General features: G+C 60.4%; 16 protein-coding genes and 2 pseudogenes. 10 read left to right on the top strand and 8 right to left on the bottom strand.

All coding sequences use genetic code 11. From position 1 onward, the window contains the following. Nucleotides 1-84 precede the first annotated feature (84 nt). Nucleotides 85-1164 (bottom strand): patatin-like phospholipase family protein, encoded by a 1080-nt coding sequence (locus AACY18_RS12055; RefSeq protein WP_339432448.1) that lies wholly within the window; start codon nt 1162-1164, stop codon nt 85-87. A 148-nt stretch (nt 1165-1312) separates the two neighbouring features. Between AACY18_RS12055 and AACY18_RS12050 the strand changes: the two genes are divergently transcribed. From AACY18_RS12050 to AACY18_RS12035, 4 genes are read left to right on the top strand one after another with little or no spacing between them, the layout of a single operon-like run. Beyond that, entirely contained in the window at nt 1313-1621 is a 309-nt protein-coding gene (locus AACY18_RS12050; protein WP_339464958.1) for a PepSY domain-containing protein, read from the top strand. Further along, the gene (locus tag AACY18_RS12045; RefSeq protein ID WP_339432446.1) at nt 1621-1932 is read left to right on the top strand and encodes a PepSY domain-containing protein; all 312 of its coding nucleotides are present in this window, start codon (nt 1621-1623) and stop codon (nt 1930-1932) included. Before AACY18_RS12050 ends, AACY18_RS12045 begins: the two co-directional genes overlap by 1 nt. A 3-nt stretch (nt 1933-1935) precedes the next feature. Next, a complete protein-coding gene (locus AACY18_RS12040) occupies nt 1936-2604 on the top strand; it encodes a response regulator transcription factor (RefSeq protein WP_221732956.1) in 669 nt (222 codons plus the stop codon). Then, on the top strand, nt 2601-3914 hold the full coding sequence (locus tag AACY18_RS12035; protein ID WP_339464957.1) for a sensor histidine kinase: 1314 nt from the start codon (nt 2601-2603) through the stop codon (nt 3912-3914). The genes AACY18_RS12040 and AACY18_RS12035 overlap by 4 nt, the downstream gene beginning before the upstream one ends. A gap of 132 nt (nt 3915-4046) precedes the next feature. Here AACY18_RS12035 and AACY18_RS28040 read toward each other — a convergent pair whose 3' ends face one another. Beyond that, entirely contained in the window at nt 4047-4802 is a 756-nt protein-coding gene (locus tag AACY18_RS28040) for a methyl-accepting chemotaxis protein (RefSeq protein WP_401160353.1), read from the bottom strand. Between the two features lie 102 nt (nt 4803-4904). Continuing rightward, nucleotides 4905-5051: pseudogene (locus AACY18_RS28035) on the bottom strand (HAMP domain-containing protein); the annotation flags it as partial. 1399 nt (nt 5052-6450) lie between these two features. Between AACY18_RS28035 and AACY18_RS12025 the strand changes: the two are divergent. From AACY18_RS12025 to AACY18_RS28025, 3 genes and pseudogenes are all read left to right on the top strand, one after another. After that, nucleotides 6451-7767 carry a Na+/H+ antiporter family protein gene (locus AACY18_RS12025; protein WP_339432443.1) on the top strand — a complete coding sequence of 439 codons (1317 nt, stop codon included), beginning with the start codon at nt 6451-6453 and terminating at the stop codon, nt 7765-7767. 133 nt (nt 7768-7900) lie between these two features. Then, a pseudogene (locus AACY18_RS28030) lies at nt 7901-8677 on the top strand (cache domain-containing protein); the annotation flags it as partial. 84 nt (nt 8678-8761) lie between these two features. Then, nucleotides 8762-9583 (top strand): methyl-accepting chemotaxis protein, encoded by an 822-nt coding sequence (locus tag AACY18_RS28025; RefSeq protein ID WP_401135169.1) that lies wholly within the window; start codon nt 8762-8764, stop codon nt 9581-9583. 123 nt (nt 9584-9706) lie between these two features. Here AACY18_RS28025 and AACY18_RS12015 read toward each other — a convergent pair whose 3' ends face one another. Beyond that, nucleotides 9707-10642, bottom strand: a complete 936-nt coding sequence (locus AACY18_RS12015) for a LysR family transcriptional regulator (RefSeq protein WP_339432441.1) — start codon at nt 10640-10642, stop codon at nt 9707-9709. 112 nt (nt 10643-10754) lie between these two features. Between AACY18_RS12015 and AACY18_RS12010 the strand changes: the two genes are divergently transcribed. From AACY18_RS12010 to AACY18_RS28020, 3 genes are read left to right on the top strand one after another with little or no spacing between them, the layout of a single operon-like run. Next, nucleotides 10755-11240 (top strand): DMT family transporter, encoded by a 486-nt coding sequence (locus AACY18_RS12010; RefSeq protein ID WP_339432440.1) that lies wholly within the window; start codon nt 10755-10757, stop codon nt 11238-11240. Nucleotides 11241-11242: 2 nt separating this feature from the next. Next, nucleotides 11243-11698 carry a DMT family transporter gene (locus tag AACY18_RS12005; protein ID WP_339432439.1) on the top strand — a complete coding sequence of 152 codons (456 nt, stop codon included), beginning with the start codon at nt 11243-11245 and terminating at the stop codon, nt 11696-11698. After that, nucleotides 11695-11973, top strand: a complete 279-nt coding sequence (locus AACY18_RS28020) for a DUF6124 family protein (protein ID WP_445261952.1) — start codon at nt 11695-11697, stop codon at nt 11971-11973. The genes AACY18_RS12005 and AACY18_RS28020 overlap by 4 nt, the downstream gene beginning before the upstream one ends. A 67-nt stretch (nt 11974-12040) precedes the next feature. Here the strand turns inward: AACY18_RS28020 and AACY18_RS11995 are convergent, their stop codons facing one another. The 4 genes from AACY18_RS11995 to inhA all read right to left on the bottom strand — a co-directional run bounded on the left by AACY18_RS11995 (nt 12041) and on the right by inhA (nt 16165). Next, the gene (locus AACY18_RS11995; protein WP_339432437.1) at nt 12041-12514 is read right to left on the bottom strand and encodes a hypothetical protein; all 474 of its coding nucleotides are present in this window, start codon (nt 12512-12514) and stop codon (nt 12041-12043) included. A gap of 333 nt (nt 12515-12847) precedes the next feature. After that, entirely contained in the window at nt 12848-14413 is a 1566-nt protein-coding gene (locus tag AACY18_RS11990; protein ID WP_339432436.1) for a methyl-accepting chemotaxis protein, read from the bottom strand. Between the two features lie 101 nt (nt 14414-14514). Then, nucleotides 14515-15306 (bottom strand): CPBP family intramembrane glutamic endopeptidase, encoded by a 792-nt coding sequence (locus tag AACY18_RS11985; protein ID WP_339432435.1) that lies wholly within the window; start codon nt 15304-15306, stop codon nt 14515-14517. 172 nt (nt 15307-15478) lie between these two features. Further along, complete coding sequence (inhA, locus tag AACY18_RS11980) at nt 15479-16165, bottom strand: isonitrile hydratase (protein ID WP_339464954.1); 687 nt, start codon at nt 16163-16165, stop codon at nt 15479-15481. Nucleotides 16166-16237 lie beyond the last annotated feature (72 nt).

The following is a 16237-nucleotide window of genomic DNA, read 5'->3' as shown; positions in this document are numbered from 1 at the left end:
GTAGTTTCGGCTCTGTTCAGATGGCGTTCGCCGCAGCGATTCGGGCAGGCGGCGAGTTTATCAGCTTGTGTTTGGCCTTGCTGACTAAAGGGTCAGCAAGCGCTCGGCGAGGCGACCATTGGCAGCCAGTTCGAGGAATTCGTCCCCCAGGCGCCGGCTCTCGTCCATCGCCGCGTGCCAGTATTTTTGCCGGCTCGGCGCATCGCCCATGAAGCGCTTGAAGTCGTTGCGGTCGGGCAGTTTGCCGTAGGGCAGGCGTGCCAGATATTCCTTTGACGGCGCGAGCAACAACACGTCTTGCAAGCGCTCCACCGAGGCCCGGCGCCATGGCAGGGTCTTGTCGAACCAGCCCGGAATCACACGGTCGGTGAAGTGCGGATAGAGCACGATGCCGTCGCCGCTGTAGGGCAGGTCAAGGTGATAGTCGAGCAGACCGCCGTCGCGGAAAGTCCCTGCACCGGCGCCGGGCAGGTCGCGCACGCCTTCCATGATCATCGGAATCGAACCCGAGGCCAGCAGCGCCTGACGCAGATTGGCAGCATTGAGCGCGACGAAGCGCGACGGGAAATCGTTGAGCGCATGCACCGGCGGTGCCAGGCGCGGATCGTGGATGATCAGCCGTTCGAAATGTCGCGACAGCCGCGCGCGACCGCGCAGGTTGTCGGCAATCACCGAGCCCAGCGCCAGCCCGAGTCGAGCGCGATGGTCGTCCGCCAGACGGCCCTGGCTTTTGACCACCATGATGTTCAAGCGGTAATCGGCGTTATTGAGAATGCTGTCGTCGCGGCCATCGAGCAGGTCATTGAGCATGCGCTGCGAGCTCTGACTGATCTGGGCCATGGTCACGCCTTTGTTGAAATTCTGCTCGGCGTACAGGTGGCCGAGGCGACGAATGCCTGCGGCGGCGTCCGGCAGGCAGGCGCTGGCGAAGCGCCAGGAACCCACTGACGCACCGATCAGCGAACGTTCGCGCGGCGCACTCGGCAGCCACTCACCGAACAAGGCCAGATCCAGCCCCTGAATCCCCAAAGCCTTTGGCCCACCGGCCGCGCCGGGCAGGGTGCCGACATCAGCAGCGTTGAGGCCTTGGGCGCGGATGCGCGCCATGGCCCGGGGGCCGGCCTTGAGGGTGAGGGACGGAAACTTGATGTGGATGGCTGTCATACCGGTCTCGATCGTTAGCAAGCGAAGGATTATAGAACCACGGCGGCCCTCTGTGGGAGCGAGGAAACAATGATGGCAATTCAGTTTCAGTTAAGTTCATCCCGCTAAGGTGCCCTGCGTTGCAACACATAAAAATATGGAGTCACCCATGAAAACCCTGACTGCCCTGTCCATCGCCTCGCTTTTCGGCTTGACCGCCAGCATCGCCCACGCCCGCGACCTTGGCCCCGATGAAGCCCTGCGTCTGCACGACGCTGGTACTATCGTCTCCTTCGAGAAGCTCAATACCACGGCGCTGGCCAGACATCCGGGTTCCGAGATCACCGACACCGAGCTGGAAGAGCAGTACGGCAAGTACATCTACCAGATTGAAATGCGTGATCCGCAGGGGCAGGAATGGGATCTGGAATTGAACGCGGTGACGGGGCAGGTTCTCAGGGATCATCAGGATAAGTAATGAAGGTTAATGTTCGCGCCACCCGTTGCACGGCGTTGGCGCTCGTGATTTTTTGTTCGACGGCGATGGCTCGCGACCTCGATCAGGACGAAGCGCTGCGCCTGGTTCGCGCGGGTGTGATTTTGCCGCTGGAGCAAGTGCTGCATCAGGCAATGGCGCGTTACCCCGGCGCGAAGCTTTTGGAGGTCGAGCTGGAAGAGAAGCACGACGTCTACATGTATGAAGTCGAGTTGCTGACCGTCGAGGGTGTGGCGCGTGAGCTGCACCTGAAGGCTGATACCGGTGAACTTGTGAAAGACGAGGAAGATTGATCGATGCGTTTGCTTTTGGTGGAAGACCACGTACCGCTGGCCGACGAGTTGCTCGCCGGCCTGCAACGCCAAGGTTACGCAGTGGATTGGCTGGCAGATGGTCGTGATGCGGTGTATCAGGGCCGCAGCGAACCCTATGACCTGATCATCCTCGACCTCGGCTTGCCTGGCGTGCCGGGGCTAGAGGTGCTGGCGCAATGGCGTGCCGGGGGCCTGGCGGTGCCGGTGCTGATCCTCACGGCACGCGATTCCTGGGCCGAGCGCATCGAAGGCCTGAAGGCCGGTGCCGACGATTACCTGACCAAACCGTTTCATCCCGAAGAGCTTTATTTGCGCATTCAGTCGTTGTTGCGCCGCTCCAAAGGCCAGGCCAACCAGCCGACGCTAAAGGCAGCCGGCCTGCATCTGGATGAGGGCCGCCAATGTGTCGTTCGCGACGGCGCCGACATTCAACTGACCGCCGCCGAATTTCGCTTGCTGCGCTATTTCATGCTGCACCCCGAGCAAATCCTCTCCAAAAGCCACCTCGCCGAACACCTCTACGACGGTGAGACCGAGCGTGATTCCAACGTTCTTGAAGTCCACGTCAATCACCTGCGCCGCAAGCTCGGCAAAAGCGTGATCGAAACCCGTCGCGGCCAGGGTTACCTGTTCGGCGGGCAAGCGTCGTGAGGTCAATCCAGCGCCGCTTGAGCCTGGGGTTGATCAGCGTGCTGGTGGTGGTCGGCGTGGTGCTGGCGCAAACCAGTCTGTGGCTGTTCGAGGTGGGATTGCAGCGCTATCTCGAGGCCGGTTTGCGCAACGACAGCGAAAGCCTGCTGGTGGCGCTGGTGCGTGGCCCGCAAGGCTTGCAGCTGGATGAGCGGCACCTGTCGCCGGCCTATCAGCGACCGTTCTCCGGGCACTATTTCCGCATTGATTTTGCCGACAGTCACTGGCGTTCCCGTTCGTTGTGGGATCAGGACCTGCCGCAGCTCGAACACCAAGGCCTGCACAGCAATCTGCAGTTGGGCCCGGACGGGCAGCAGTTGCTGGTGTTGCGTTCGGACTATCGACGGCTGGGCCAGTCGATCTCGATCAGCGTCGCCCAGGATTACACCCCGGTGCGCGAAAGCTTTCAGCGCATGCGCCAGATCGGACTGGGTTTGGGCGTGCTCGGGCTGTTGCTGATTCTGTTTTTGCAACGGCTCACCGTGCGCCGTGCCTTGCGACCGCTGGAAAAGGCGCGTGAACAGATCGCCCAATTGCAGCAGGGCCAGCGTTCGCAACTCGATGATCAGGTGCCGGTTGAACTCGAACCGTTGGTGGCGCAGATCAACCATTTGCTCGCCCATACCGAAGACAGCCTGAAACGCTCGCGCAATGCACTGGGCAACTTGGGGCATGCCCTGAAAACGCCATTGGCGGTGCTGTTGAGTCTGGCGTCGAGCGAAAAATTCGATGGCCATCCCGAGTTACGCAAGATCCTCAAGGAACAACTGGAGCAAGTGCAGCAGCGGCTCAATCGCGAGCTCAACCGTGCGCGATTGTCCGGTGATGCGCTGCCGGGGGCGTTGTTTGACTGTGACGCAGAACTGCCGGGACTGTTGGCAACCCTGAACATGATCCACGGCGAGCATCTGGCGTTGAGTTACGTAGCGCCACCGGGGCTGCAATTACCGTGGGATCGGGAAGACCTGCTGGAGCTGCTCGGCAACCTCTTGGACAACGCTTGTAAATGGGCGGATGCCGAGGTTCGTCTCCGTGTGATCAAGCGTACTGATGGCTTTGCCCTGAGCGTGGAGGATGACGGGCCGGGCATACCCCAAGCGCAACGGGGTCAAGTGTTCAGCCGTGGGACGCGGCTTGATGAGCAGACGCAGGGGCATGGTCTGGGGCTGGGCATCGTGCGGGATATCGTCGATACGTGGGGTGGGTTGTTGGTGCTGGGCGAAAGCGAGTGGGGCGGGTTGAAGGTGGTGATCGAGTTGCCCCGGCGCTGAACCGCAGGTCGCTATAAAACCACTGTGGGAGCGGGCTTGCTCGCGAAGGCGGCGGGTCAGTCAATCAAGATGTCGACTGAACTACCGCTTTCGCGAGCGAGCCCGCTTCCACATTGCGTTGTGCAGTGAGCCTTAGACCCGGAACTGATCCATCAAACCCTGCTGCTGATTGGCCAGGCTATTGAGTGACTGGCTCACCCGCGCCGATTCATTCGCCTGCCCGGACAGCGACTCGGTCACATCACGAATCGTCGCCACGTTGTTGTTGATTTCCTCAGCCACGGCGCTCTGTTCTTCCGCCGCACTGGCGATCTGCAGGTTCATGTCGCTGATCACCGTCACCGCATCGCCAATCTGGCGCAACGCTGTCACCGCTTGCCCCACCTGCTCGACACTGCCCTGTGCCTGACGATGGCTGTTGCCCATCGAACCCACCACATCCTGTGTGCCGTTCTGCAACTGCTCGATGACCTGACGGGTTTCCTCGACCGACTCTTGCGTGCGGCGGGCGAGGTTGCGTACTTCGTCAGCGACCACGGCGAAACCGCGTCCGGCTTCACCGGCGCGGGCGGCTTCGATGGCCGCGTTGAGTGCCAACAGGTTGGTCTGTTCGGCGATGGCGCGGATGGTTTCCAGTACCGTGCCGATTTTCTCGCTGTTGGCGGCCAGGCCTTCGACCTGGACCATCGCAGCGCTCATGTCACTGGCGAGTGTGTCGATGCTCGCCGTGGTGCGGTCGATCACCGTCAGGCCCTCACGGGTCGCGCGATCGGCATCCTTGGCGGCTTCAGCGGCCTGGGCGGCGCTGCGGGCGACGTCCTGGGCGGTGGCGCTCATTTCATGGGACGCGGTGGCGACCTGATCGACCTGGCGGTACTGCTGCTCCATACCCGCACTGGTCTGGGAGGCGATGGCCGAGGACTGGTCGGCGGTGTTGCGCGCGTCCTGAACCGAGCGTTTCACTTCGGCGATGATCGGCTGCAACTTGTCGAGGAAGCGGTTGAACCAACCGGCCAGTTGACCGAGTTCGTCCTTCTTGTCGTAGGCCAGGCGCCGGGTCAGATCACCTTCGCCGCTGGCGATGTCTTCCAGCATGTGCGCCACGCCGAGGATCGGTTTGGTCACGCTGCGCGCCATCAGCCACACCAACAACAGGCCGACCAGCGCGGCCAGCACGCCGAGGCTCAGTTCGATCAGCGTGCCCGAGGTGTTGCTCGCATCCAGTTGTTGTTTGAGTGCTTCGGCGCGGCTGACCAGGACTTTCTCCGGCACATCGAGCAATACACCCCACGACGGCCCGCCCGGGATCGGCTGGAACGGCGACAGCACTTTCAACAGGCCCTTGCTGTGCAGGCTGCTGACGCTGCTGCTGGAGGCGAGCAGGCGCAGCAGTTCGGTGCCGCTGGTGGTATCGACGGCGTCCAGGCGCTGGCTGAGTTTGCCGGCGTCCGGACTGTAACCGGCGAGGAGGCCGGCGGGGCTGATGATGCTCACGGCGGTCTGGCCGTCATAGAGCTTTTTGCTCGCGCCCTGACTGATCGCTTGCAGGCTGTTGAGGTTGATGTCCACCGACAGCGAAGCGATGACCTTGCCGTTGACCATCAGCGGGAAGACGATGCTGGTCATCAGCACCTTCTGGCCGTCGATCACGTAGAAGTACGGTTCGATCACGCAGGGCTTGAGGGTCGTGCGCGGGCAGGTGAACCACGCGTTGGCCGCTTGGCCACTGGGGCCGGTGCTGGTATCGGCCATGTCGCTTTCCGGCAACGCCATCGACGTGACTTTGCCAGGTACGGGCTGCGACCAGTACAGGGCGAAGCGGCCCTTGTCGTTGCTGCCCAGTTCCGCTTGCCCGGCGAACAGTTCGTCCTTGCCGTCCAGCCCATTGGCTTCGAACACCAGCGACAGGCCAAGCAGATCCGGATTGGCTTGCAGCGCGGACTTGACCTGACGGGTCATGTCTTCGCGCAGGTCGAAGGCATCGAGAAAGCGCTTTTCTGCCTGTTCACGCAGGAACAACACCTGTCGCGAGAAACCGTGGCCGTATTGATAGGCGTCCATGAACTGCTGGCGAATGCCCGCCGCCTGCACTTCTCCCTGGGATTCGATGCGCGCCTGAGCCGACTCGGTGAGCATCTCCATACTTGAAGCCTTCACCAGTTCGGAACTGTGCTCCATGCGGTACAGCGAAAGACCGACCAACAGGGTCACGATACCGGCCAGGCAAAGCCCGGCGAGCAGGGTGATTTTCCATTGGATGGAAAGTTGTCTGAGCGACATGGAGACGTCCTTATTCGATAAATATCTGAGACTTTGCACTGTAGCGGCCGCGAATTGGCTTTCTTTATCCTTAAAACACAATAGGGCGGATTGTCACAGCCGTTGGCGGGTTTGGAGGCTTTGACACCGCTGCCACTCTGCGGCAAAGTGCGCGCCCTTCTAATAAGACCCTCTTTGCAAATCCGCCGGTGCTCCGTGGGCGGGCTCATCCTGTCTGGCGGTGGCTGTTGCACCGCAGTGATTTTGAGGTAGTGAAATGAATGCAGTGATTGCAGCAGTCGGCGTGATGCTGATCCTGAGTCTGTCCCGCGTGCACGTAGTGATCGCTCTGATCGTCGGTGCGCTGGTCGGCGGTCTGACCGGCGGTCTGGGCATTGATGCCACGCTCAAGGCGTTCAATAGCGGTCTGGGCGGCGGGGCGACGGTGGCGTTGTCCTACGCGTTGCTCGGCGCTTTCGCGGTGGCGATTGCCAAGTCCGGCTTGGCCCACGCACTGGCCGACAAGGTTCTGGTAATGGTTGACCGCCAGCATTCGACCGACGGCGGCAACGTCAAATGGCTGCTGATCGGCATGCTGTGGATGGTCGCGATAGCCTCGCAGAACATCCTGCCCATCCATATCGCGTTTATTCCGCTGCTGGTACCGCCACTGCTCTATGTACTGAGCAAGTTGCAACTGGATCGCCGATTGATTGCCTGCGTGATGACGTTCGGTCTGATCACCCCGTACATGTTTCTGCCGGTGGGTTTCGGCAACATCTTCCTTAATGAAATCCTGCTGGCCAACGTTGCCCGCAGCGGTGTCGACATCAGCGGCATCAATGTCACCCACGCCATGGGTATTCCGGCATTGGGCATGGTGTTCGGCCTGGCGATGGCTTTCGTCAGCTACCGCAAGAAGCGCGTTTACAACCTGGCGAAAATCGAGCAGGTCGAGCAAGTGGCGGTGCAGTACAACCCGCTGAGTCTGATGATGGCCGGTGTGGCGATTGCGGCGGCATTCGTCGTTCAGTTGTTGCTGGACTCGATGATTATCGGGGCGCTGGCCGGTTTTCTGATTTTCTCGGCCTCGGGTATCGTCAAGTGGCGCGAGACCGATGACCTGTTCACTCAAGGCATGAAGATGATGGCGATGATCGGGTTCATCATGATCGCCGCCTCCGGGTTTGCCGAAGTGATGAAGGCCACCGGGCAGGTGCAGACACTGGTCGAATCGTCGGCAACATGGATCAACCACAGCAAGGGCGTGGGTGTGTTGCTGATGCTGCTGGTGGGTTTGTTGGTGACCATGGGCATCGGCTCGTCGTTCTCCACCGTGCCGATTCTGGCGGCGATTTTCGTGCCGCTGTGTGTGCAATTGGGTTTCAGCCCTCTGGCGACCGTGTGCATTGTCGGCACCGCCGGTGCACTGGGCGACGCAGGTTCACCGGCCTCGGACTCGACGCTGGGCCCGACCTCCGGCCTGAACATCGACGGCCAGCATCACCATATCTGGGACACCGTGGTGCCAACGTTCCTGCACTACAACCTGCCACTGCTGGCGTTCGGTTGGATCGGGGCGATGGTTCTGTAACACCACAAATCCCCCTGTGGGAGCGAGCAGGCCCGCTCCCACAGGGGGGGATTGAATCGTTTGCTCAACTTTTGATCTGGCGTGCCGTTAAAGCCTTTAACCACGCCAATAAAACCAAGAGAGTGAGCCCCCCATGCGCCTGAGTCTCAAGGCTAAAGTCCTTTCCCTTGCCGTTCTTCCGGTGTTGCTATTTGCGCTGGTGATCAGCCTGACCACGCTGTTCATCCTTCAGGATCAGGCCAGCAAGGAAGTCGAAGAAACCCGCCAGCGTCTGCTCAGCGACGCCAAAGCCACGCTGCAAAGTTACGTCGCCGTGGCCATGACCGCGATCAAGCCTTTATACGACGCCTCCGCTCCCGGCGATGAAGCGGCGCGTGCGCAAGCGATCAAACTGTTGTCGGGTATTCGCTACGGCAAGGATGGCTACTTCTTCGGTTACGACTCCCAGACCGTGCGCCTGTTCAAGGCCAATGATCCCGAAGGCGTAGGCAAAAGCTTCAAGGACAACCGCGATCCAAACGGCGTCTACGTCAACCGCGGTCTGGTGAGTGTGGCGAAGGACGGCACCCACTATCTGCAATACAGCTCACCGCTGCCAGGCAATGCCAAGGTGCTGGTGCCGAAACTCGGCTACACCGAATACCTGGCGAAGTGGGACATGGCCGTCGGTTCTTCGGTCAACCTTGACGGCATCGAGGCGCAGGTGGAGGTGGTCGAAGCCAAGGTGCAGGAACGTATGCAAGGCGTGGTGCTGAGCATCGTGGGTGTGGCTGTGGTGATGCTGTTGCTCATCGCCGTGGCGGGGATGTTGCTGGCCAACACCATTCTGCGTCCCCTGAACTTGATGAAAGCCAACCTCGATGACATCGCGGCGGGCGAGGGCGACCTGACTCGCCGACTGACCATCACCAGCCAGGATGAACTCGGCGAACTGGCCGGCTCGTTCAACCGTTTCGTCGACAAGATTCATGGTCTGGTGCGCCAGATCACCGAGATGACCACGCAACTGACCGGGTTGGTGACGCAGGTGTCCGATCAGGCGCAGCGCTCGGATCAAGCGATGGAGCGTCAGCGCCACGAGACCGATCAGGTCGCCACGGCGATCAACGAAATGTCCGCTGCCGCGCAGGAAGTCGCCAAGAGTGCGCAAAACGCTGCCGTCGCTGCCCAGCAGACCGACGAGGAAGGCCAGAGCGCCAAGCGCGTGGTGGCCGGCAGCATCAAGCAGATTCATGCGCTGGTGGACGACATTCGCAGCAGTGGCGTGTCGCTGGACAGCCTGCAACAGGACGTGTCGTCGATTGTCGGCGTGCTGGGGGTGATCCGCTCGATTGCCGAACAAACCAACCTGCTGGCACTGAACGCGGCGATTGAAGCGGCGCGGGCCGGTGAGGCCGGACGCGGTTTTGCGGTGGTGGCCGATGAAGTGCGGGCGCTGGCCAGTCGTACGCAGATCAGTACGCAGGAAATCCAGGGGATGATCGATCGCCTGCAGGCCGGGACGCAGTCGGCGGTCGAGGCCATGCGCCGTTCCAGTGAGGCAGGTGATGGCACCTCGGTGCAGGCCAATCAGGCCGGGGCTTCGCTGGATGCGATGGCTGAGTTGATTGCGACAATCAACTCGATGAACGCGCAGATTGCCAGCGCTGCCGAAGAGCAAACGGCGGTGGCCGAAGAGATCAACCGCAGCGTGCATCAGATTGCGGTGGCGGTGGATAACGTGGCGGATGAAACGCAGTTGGGGGCGCAGACTTCACGCAGCCTGGCGGATCTGGGCCAGCGACTGGGCAAACTGGTCGGGCAGTTCCGTATCTAGAACGCTACACATAACCTGTGGGAGCGGGCTTGCTCGCGAAGGCGTCGTGACATTCAGTATTTGTGTCTCTGACACACCGTCTTCGCGAGCAAGCCCGCTCCCACATTGGGTTTTGTGCAGGGCTTAAGGTCTGTCCCAATAGGGGATTTCGCCGAAGCATTCGATGAAGAAGTCGATGACTGTGCGCACCTTCACCGACAGCCGACGGCTCCCCGGCCACAGCACTGCAATCTGCTGCGGCTCCAGGCTGTTGGAGACCTGATATTGCCTCAGTACCGGTACCAGCGTGCCTTCGCGCACCGCCTCACCAATCAGCCATGACGGAAACATCACCAGCCCCAACCCTTGCTCGGCGGCTTGCGTGAGGGTGTCGGCGTGGTTGCCGGTGATCGGGCCTTTGACCGAATACGGCGTCCAGTCTTGCCCCTCACGGCGAAAAAACCAGCGCTGTTGGCCGGTCGCGCCTTTGTAGGCCAGGCACTGATGCTGCGCCAGATCATCCGGATGTTGCGGGATGCCGTGGCGTTTGAGGTAAGCGGGGCTGGCGGCGACCTGGAATCGATGCGGCGCCAGAATCCGCGCTTGCATGCTGGAATCGTGCAAAGGGCCGATGCGAAACAGCAAATCGGCGCCTTCCTGCAGCGGATCGACGTAATGGTCAGTCTGTTGAATATCCAGTTGCAGCTTCGGATAGCGCGCGCATAACTGACCGAGCCACGGCGTCAGATGGCGTTGGCCGAACACCACGGGGGCATTGATTCGCACCAGGCCCGTGGGTTCGCTTTGCTGTTCCTGCAACGCCTGCTCGGCTTCTTCCAGTTGCACCAGCACCAGCCGCGCATGATGGCCGAGCATGCGTCCGGCTTCGGTTGGCGTAACCGCCCGGGTGTGGCGGTAGAGCAATTGCTGGTTGAGCGCCTGCTCCATCAACTGGACCTGCCGAGAGATCGATGAGGGCGCCACGCCTTCGCGGCGGGCGACTTCGGAAAAACTGCCTTGGTCGAGTACGGCCACAAATAGCCTTAGCGCTTTGAATCCCAGTTCGTTAAGCCCGTGCATGCGGTGCCCTGCTGTGCGTATTGCGCAAAAGTGTTGTCCGGATGCTCCCATTTATCGCACAGCGGCGCCAGCCGATAATCCGCGCCATCGTTTATTGGCCTGGATGTTTGTGATGCAGACGTTGGATGAAGTGAGTGTTGCGCCGCCGGCGGTCAGACCGGGGTTGCGCTTGTTGTTGCTGCCGCTGGTGATTTTGGCGGGGATGGGGTTGTCGGTAGAGGCCGGGTTGCTCGGGCCGTTGGGTGTGCAGGTGGGGCATTTGTGGGCGACGTTGAGCATTTTCGGCGTGGGCTCGGCGATTCTGTTTTTGCTCCTGTTGTTCAGCGGCCAGCAACAAGGGCCGGCGTTGAACACATTGCCGCGCTGGCAGTTGATCGGAGGTGTTCTCGGACCGGTCTATGTGGTGGTGCTGACGCTGGCGACCCCGCACATCGGCATCGCCATGACCATGATCGCGATTCTCTCCGGGCAGGTTGGCAAGAGTGTGTTGATCGACCACTTTGGCTGGTTCGGCGCGGTTCGTAAAAAGGTCAACGGTGAACGTTGGCTGGCGCTGCTGCTGATTGTCGCGGCACTTGTCTTGATTGCTCGGGGTTGATGATGAATCTGATTATTTTGTTGGCCGTGGTGGTTGCAGCGGGCGCGGTGTTGAGTGTTCAGGCTGCGATCAATGGGCGTCTGGGTGAAACCGTTGGGGTGTTGCGCAGTAGTTTGCTGACGTTTGCCGTGGGTGCGCTGGTTACCGGGTTGCTGATTGTGTTCTTCGAACCGGCCCACGCGGTGAGTTTGCTCGACGTGCCGAAATGGCAGCTCAGCGGTGCGTTGTTTGGCGTGGTGTACATGATCGTGATGGTCGGTGCAGTGCCTCGGGTGGGTACCGCGGTGGCGACCGTGGCGGTAATTGTCGGGCAGCTCGGGATGGGGATGTTGATCGATAACTTTGGCTGGCTTGGTAACCCGGCTATCGATTTGTCCGCTAACCGGATGTTGGCGATGGTTTGTTTGGGGTTGGCTTTGGTGTTTATGTATCGCAGCAGTGTTCGGGGTTCTGACTGATTGGGAGTGTCTACTGCCTCAAGCCCGCAGACCTGGCGACCCTGCCAAGCTCGCCCAGGTTTCGCCCCGTCTATCTCGTCGCCCCCACGCTGGATGACGAACCCCCGCGCGTCGAGGCCTGCGAGTCGCTTTCAAACGCCCATGCCATGGCCGGTAATATCGCCAGCTCGGTGGGCGGCCCGGAGCGCAAACCGCTACTGGCGCTGCAACAGGTGATCATGCTGAACGAACTGTCGGTCAATCGGCTATTGGATAAACTCCGTTTGCCGTCATAGCGGCGAAGATGATGAGTGGGGCGCTTGCCCCGCTCATCGGGCATAAACCGTAATGTCTGATGCTGATTTATTGATCGGTTCTTGTCAGTTTGAAAGTGCCGTCCGGCTTTAAGCGATACCCAGCGGATTTGAATGTTGCGGTGAAATTGCCGGTGACCGTGCCTGTTTTCCGATCCAGTCTGATCGTGAGCTCCGCATCATCGGCATCGACAGTTGCGAATCCGGTGAAACCCGGTGGGGCCGGTATCGAATGGATATGGGAAACATGCAACCCTTGGCCGTCATTCAGTTTGTAGGTGTACTCCATCAAGTCTTCGTCCAGGTAAGGCACGCTCAAAAGCAAGGCGAAATAGTTTTCCTCCTCGCCCGTCCCGGTCGAACCGCTAAACACCCAACTTTCTTTGCCGGTCGGCGGGAAGACGCTGTAGTGAAACGAGCTGTCTTGAGCGTAGATTGGGCCCGCGTTGAAACTCCAGTGAAAATCATGGGTGGCGGGCTGAACACTGTTTTGCTTCGGGATGAAAATGCACTTGGCGCTCATGATGAAATCCTTCTTGGGGAATGAACAAAGACCGGCGAAAACACCTGAGTGCCCATTGATGGTGATTTTATGGACGCGTGTCTACTGTAAAACCTGACAGCTGGACGACCTCGCGTAAGTGTGGGCGCTGAGTACAAATGTCCAGGTCGCGAGATACACGGTCCAGGATCGTTTGACCAGACCCCCTTGGGGGAGAGGGTTGGGGTAGGTCTCACCACAATAAAAAACCCGGAAGCTTTCGCTGTCCGGGTTTTTTAATGAAGCAAGATCAAAAATCCGCAGCCTTCGGCAGCTCCAGAGATCGGTGTAGAGGCTGCTGCGATCTTTTGATTGTCAGCGGTTAAACCGCTCCACCAACGAATACTGCGTATTGGCAGTCTTGGTCAGCTCTTCACTCAGCAGCGCCGAGTTATGCGCCTGTTCCGAGGTCTGATCCGCCAGTTCCGAGATATTGCTGATGTTGCGGCTGATTTCTTCAGCCACCGCACTTTGCTCTTCGGTCGCGGCGGCGATCTGCGTGGTCATGTCGGTGATGTTGGCCACCGCCTCGCTGATGCCCACCAGAGCCTGATCCGCTTCCAGCACCCGTGCCACGCCTTCTTCGGCCTGGCGATGCCCGGCTTCCATGGTCTGCACGGCGCTGCTGGCGGTCTGTTGCAATTTGGCGATCAGGGTGTGGATCTGCCCGGTGGATTCGCTGGTGCGTTGCGCCAGTTGGCGCACTTCGTCAGCCACGACGGCAAAACCACGGCCCATTTCGCCGGCACGGGCCGCTTCGATGGCGGCGTTGAGCGCCAGCAGGTTGGTCTGGTCGGCGATGCCTTTGATCACGTCGACCACGCCGCCGATTTCGTCGCTGTCCTTGGCCAGTTGGGTCACGGTCAGACCGGTTTCCCCGACGACAACGGACAGGCGCTGAATGGCTTCGCGGGTTTCACCGGCGATGTCACGACCGCGACCGGTCAGGCGATTGGCTTCCTGGGTAGCGTCGGCGGTGCGCTGCACATGGCTGGCCACTTCCTGCGTGGTCGCGGCCATCTGGTTGACGGCGGTGGCGACCTGTTCGGTTTCCACGCGCTGACGTTCCAGGCCGCTGGAGCTGTTGTGCGCCAAAGCGTCGGACTGCTTGGCCTGATCGGTCAGGTGTTCGGCGGTGTCCTGCAGTCGGGTCAGGCAGGTTTTCAGGCGTGCTTCCTGGCTGAGGATCGACATTTCCAGACGCGCTTGGGCGCCACGGCTGTCGGTGTACATCTGTGCGATCAATGGGTCGGAGGTGGTCTGCTCGGCCAGGCGCAACAGGCGTTTGAGCCCGCGTTGCTGCCATTGCAGGCCCATCAGGCCCAACGGCACCGACAAACCGGCCGCCAGGGCAAAGCCCCAGTGCGAGTTCAGGGTCGCGCCGATCACGAAGCTCAGTTGGCTGACCAGAATGAACGGCAGCCAGTCTTGCAGCACGGGTAGCCATTTATCGCTGGAAGGGATCGCCGACTTGCCCTGGTTGATGCGTTGGTAGAGCGCTTCGGCACGGCGGATCTGTTCGGCAGTGGGTTTGATCCGCACCGACTCGTAACCGATCACTTGACTGCCATCGAACACCGGCGTCACGTAGGCGTTAACCCAGTAGTGGTCGCCCGTCTTGCAGCGATTCTTGACAATGCCCATCCATGGCAAGCCTTGTTTCAGTGTGCCCCACATGTGCGAAAACACCGCCGCCGGCACGTCGGGGTGACGGACCAGGTTATGCGGCGCACGGATCAATTCTTCACGCGAAAACCCGCTGATCTCGACGAAAGCGTCGTTGCAGTAGGTGATCATGCCTTTGGCGTCGGTTGTGGAAATCAACCGTTGCTGAGCCGGAAAGGTCCGTTCGCGTTGTGTAATGGGCTGGTTGTTACGCATGTTTTTCAATCCGCAAGGCTTTGAAAGGTTGTCGGCGCTGTCAGCTTTTTATTGAAGTTTTTTTTCAGTTTTAAGTACGGCGTCGCAAAACGGCTCTTGCTTCAGCCAGCGAGCATCGGATAAGTGAACAAGCCGAAATGGAGCAGGTTCAGTCCGAAGTGTGTGGCGATCGCCGCACCGAGTCCGCCAAATCGGTAGGCCAGACCATAGCCGACACCTGCCAAACCCGCCAGCAACACCCATGTCCAGCCTGCGCCGATATGCGCCAGTGCAAACAGTGATGAAGCCACTAGCAGGGCAAGGTTTTCGCCATAAGGCAGGTGTTTGAAGTGTCGGCTCAGACCGCCCTGTATATAGCCACGAAACAACGCTTCCTCGACCAGTGTCACCAACAGAAGATTGTTCAACACCCACAGCCACGCCGGATCCGGCCATTTCGGCGCCCAGGCGATCACGCCGAGCAACATCGCGCCGCCCAAAGCCAGAATGACGCTCAAGGTCAGGGCCAAAACAGTGGCGTAGACCGTCAGGCGCAACGACCGCCGCGCGACAATCCACGGGCACACCAGCAACAGCCAGAAACCGATCAGCGGTTTGTCGAGATTGAGGTACATCGAAAACGGCACGGCGTTGTCGGTGAAGCGTTGCGGGGCGATGGCCCGGCCGTTATAGAAGCCGGGCAGCCAGTGCAGGGCCAGCGCCACGGCCAAAACAATGAACAGACCATGCCCCAGATAACGTCCGACCGGCACCTGCTGCTGGCGTACGGCGAAGCCTGCGAATAACAGAAGCGCGATCGAGATCAATGCCAGCCAGCCGAGTTGGCCGAGGCTCAGCGCCAATCCGTAGCCGAGGCCGAGCAGTGCCAGATAGAACCATGGCAGAGACTTCATGGAGGGTCCTTGTGCAGAGGGTGTGGAGGGGCTTTCTACACGGACGGGCGGCGGGGGACAAGTGAAGGTGAAGTGAGAAACCGGGACAGCACCAAAGCCATTGGCCAAACACAAATCCCAATGTGGGGCTTGCTCCCACCGGGGATTTGTATTCCACCGGGGGGCAGGGGGATTAGCGCAGGTTGAGTTTTGCCGCTGCGCGTTCGGTAATTTCTGTGCGCAGCTTCAACGATGGCGCGGCGAGCAGACGGGCCTGGTCGACAATTGCGCTCGGTGCGGTGTCAGGAGAGCCGGAGTTGAACGGCGGTGCGGGCGCGTATTCGAGTTGCAGTTGCACCCGTTGTGCCGTTTCGGCATCGACCAGTTCAGCCGCCAGCACCAGCGCAAAGTCGATCCCGGCCGTAATTCCGCCCCCGGTGAACAGATTGCCGTCACGCACCACCCGTTCCTTCACCGCAATCGCGCCCAAGGTTGGCAGCAACTCGTGGTACGCCCAGTGCGTGGTGGCGCGCTTGCCTTGCAGCAGACCGGCGGCGCCGAGTACCAGCGAGCCGGTGCACACCGAGGTCACGTAACGCGCTTGGGCGGCCTGGCGTTGAATGAACGCGAGGGTCTGCTCGTCTTCCATCAATGGCCCGACGCCGCCACCGCCCGGCACACAGATCACATCCAGATCCGGGCAGTCTTCGAACGTCGTGGTCGGTTTGAGCAGCAGACCGGTGCTGGCGGTGACGGGCATCAGATCCTTCCAGATCAGGTGCACCTGCACATCCGGCAGCGAAGCAAGCACGTCATACGGGCCCGTCAGGTCGAGTTGCTGAACCTGCGGGAACAATAGAAAACCGATCTGCAACGTCATGGTGTTTTTCTCCATTGAAGGGGTGGACGGCTTCACTGTAGGCGCGTAGGTTCTGGCGTATACGCCAATTAC

This window comes from Pseudomonas sp. EA_65y_Pfl2_P74 (assembly GCF_963970575.1).
GTDB lineage: Bacteria > Pseudomonadota > Gammaproteobacteria > Pseudomonadales > Pseudomonadaceae > Aquipseudomonas > Aquipseudomonas baetica_A.
Note: the sequence above shows the minus strand (reverse complement) of the source record. Positions and strands in the feature narration are given on the sequence as shown.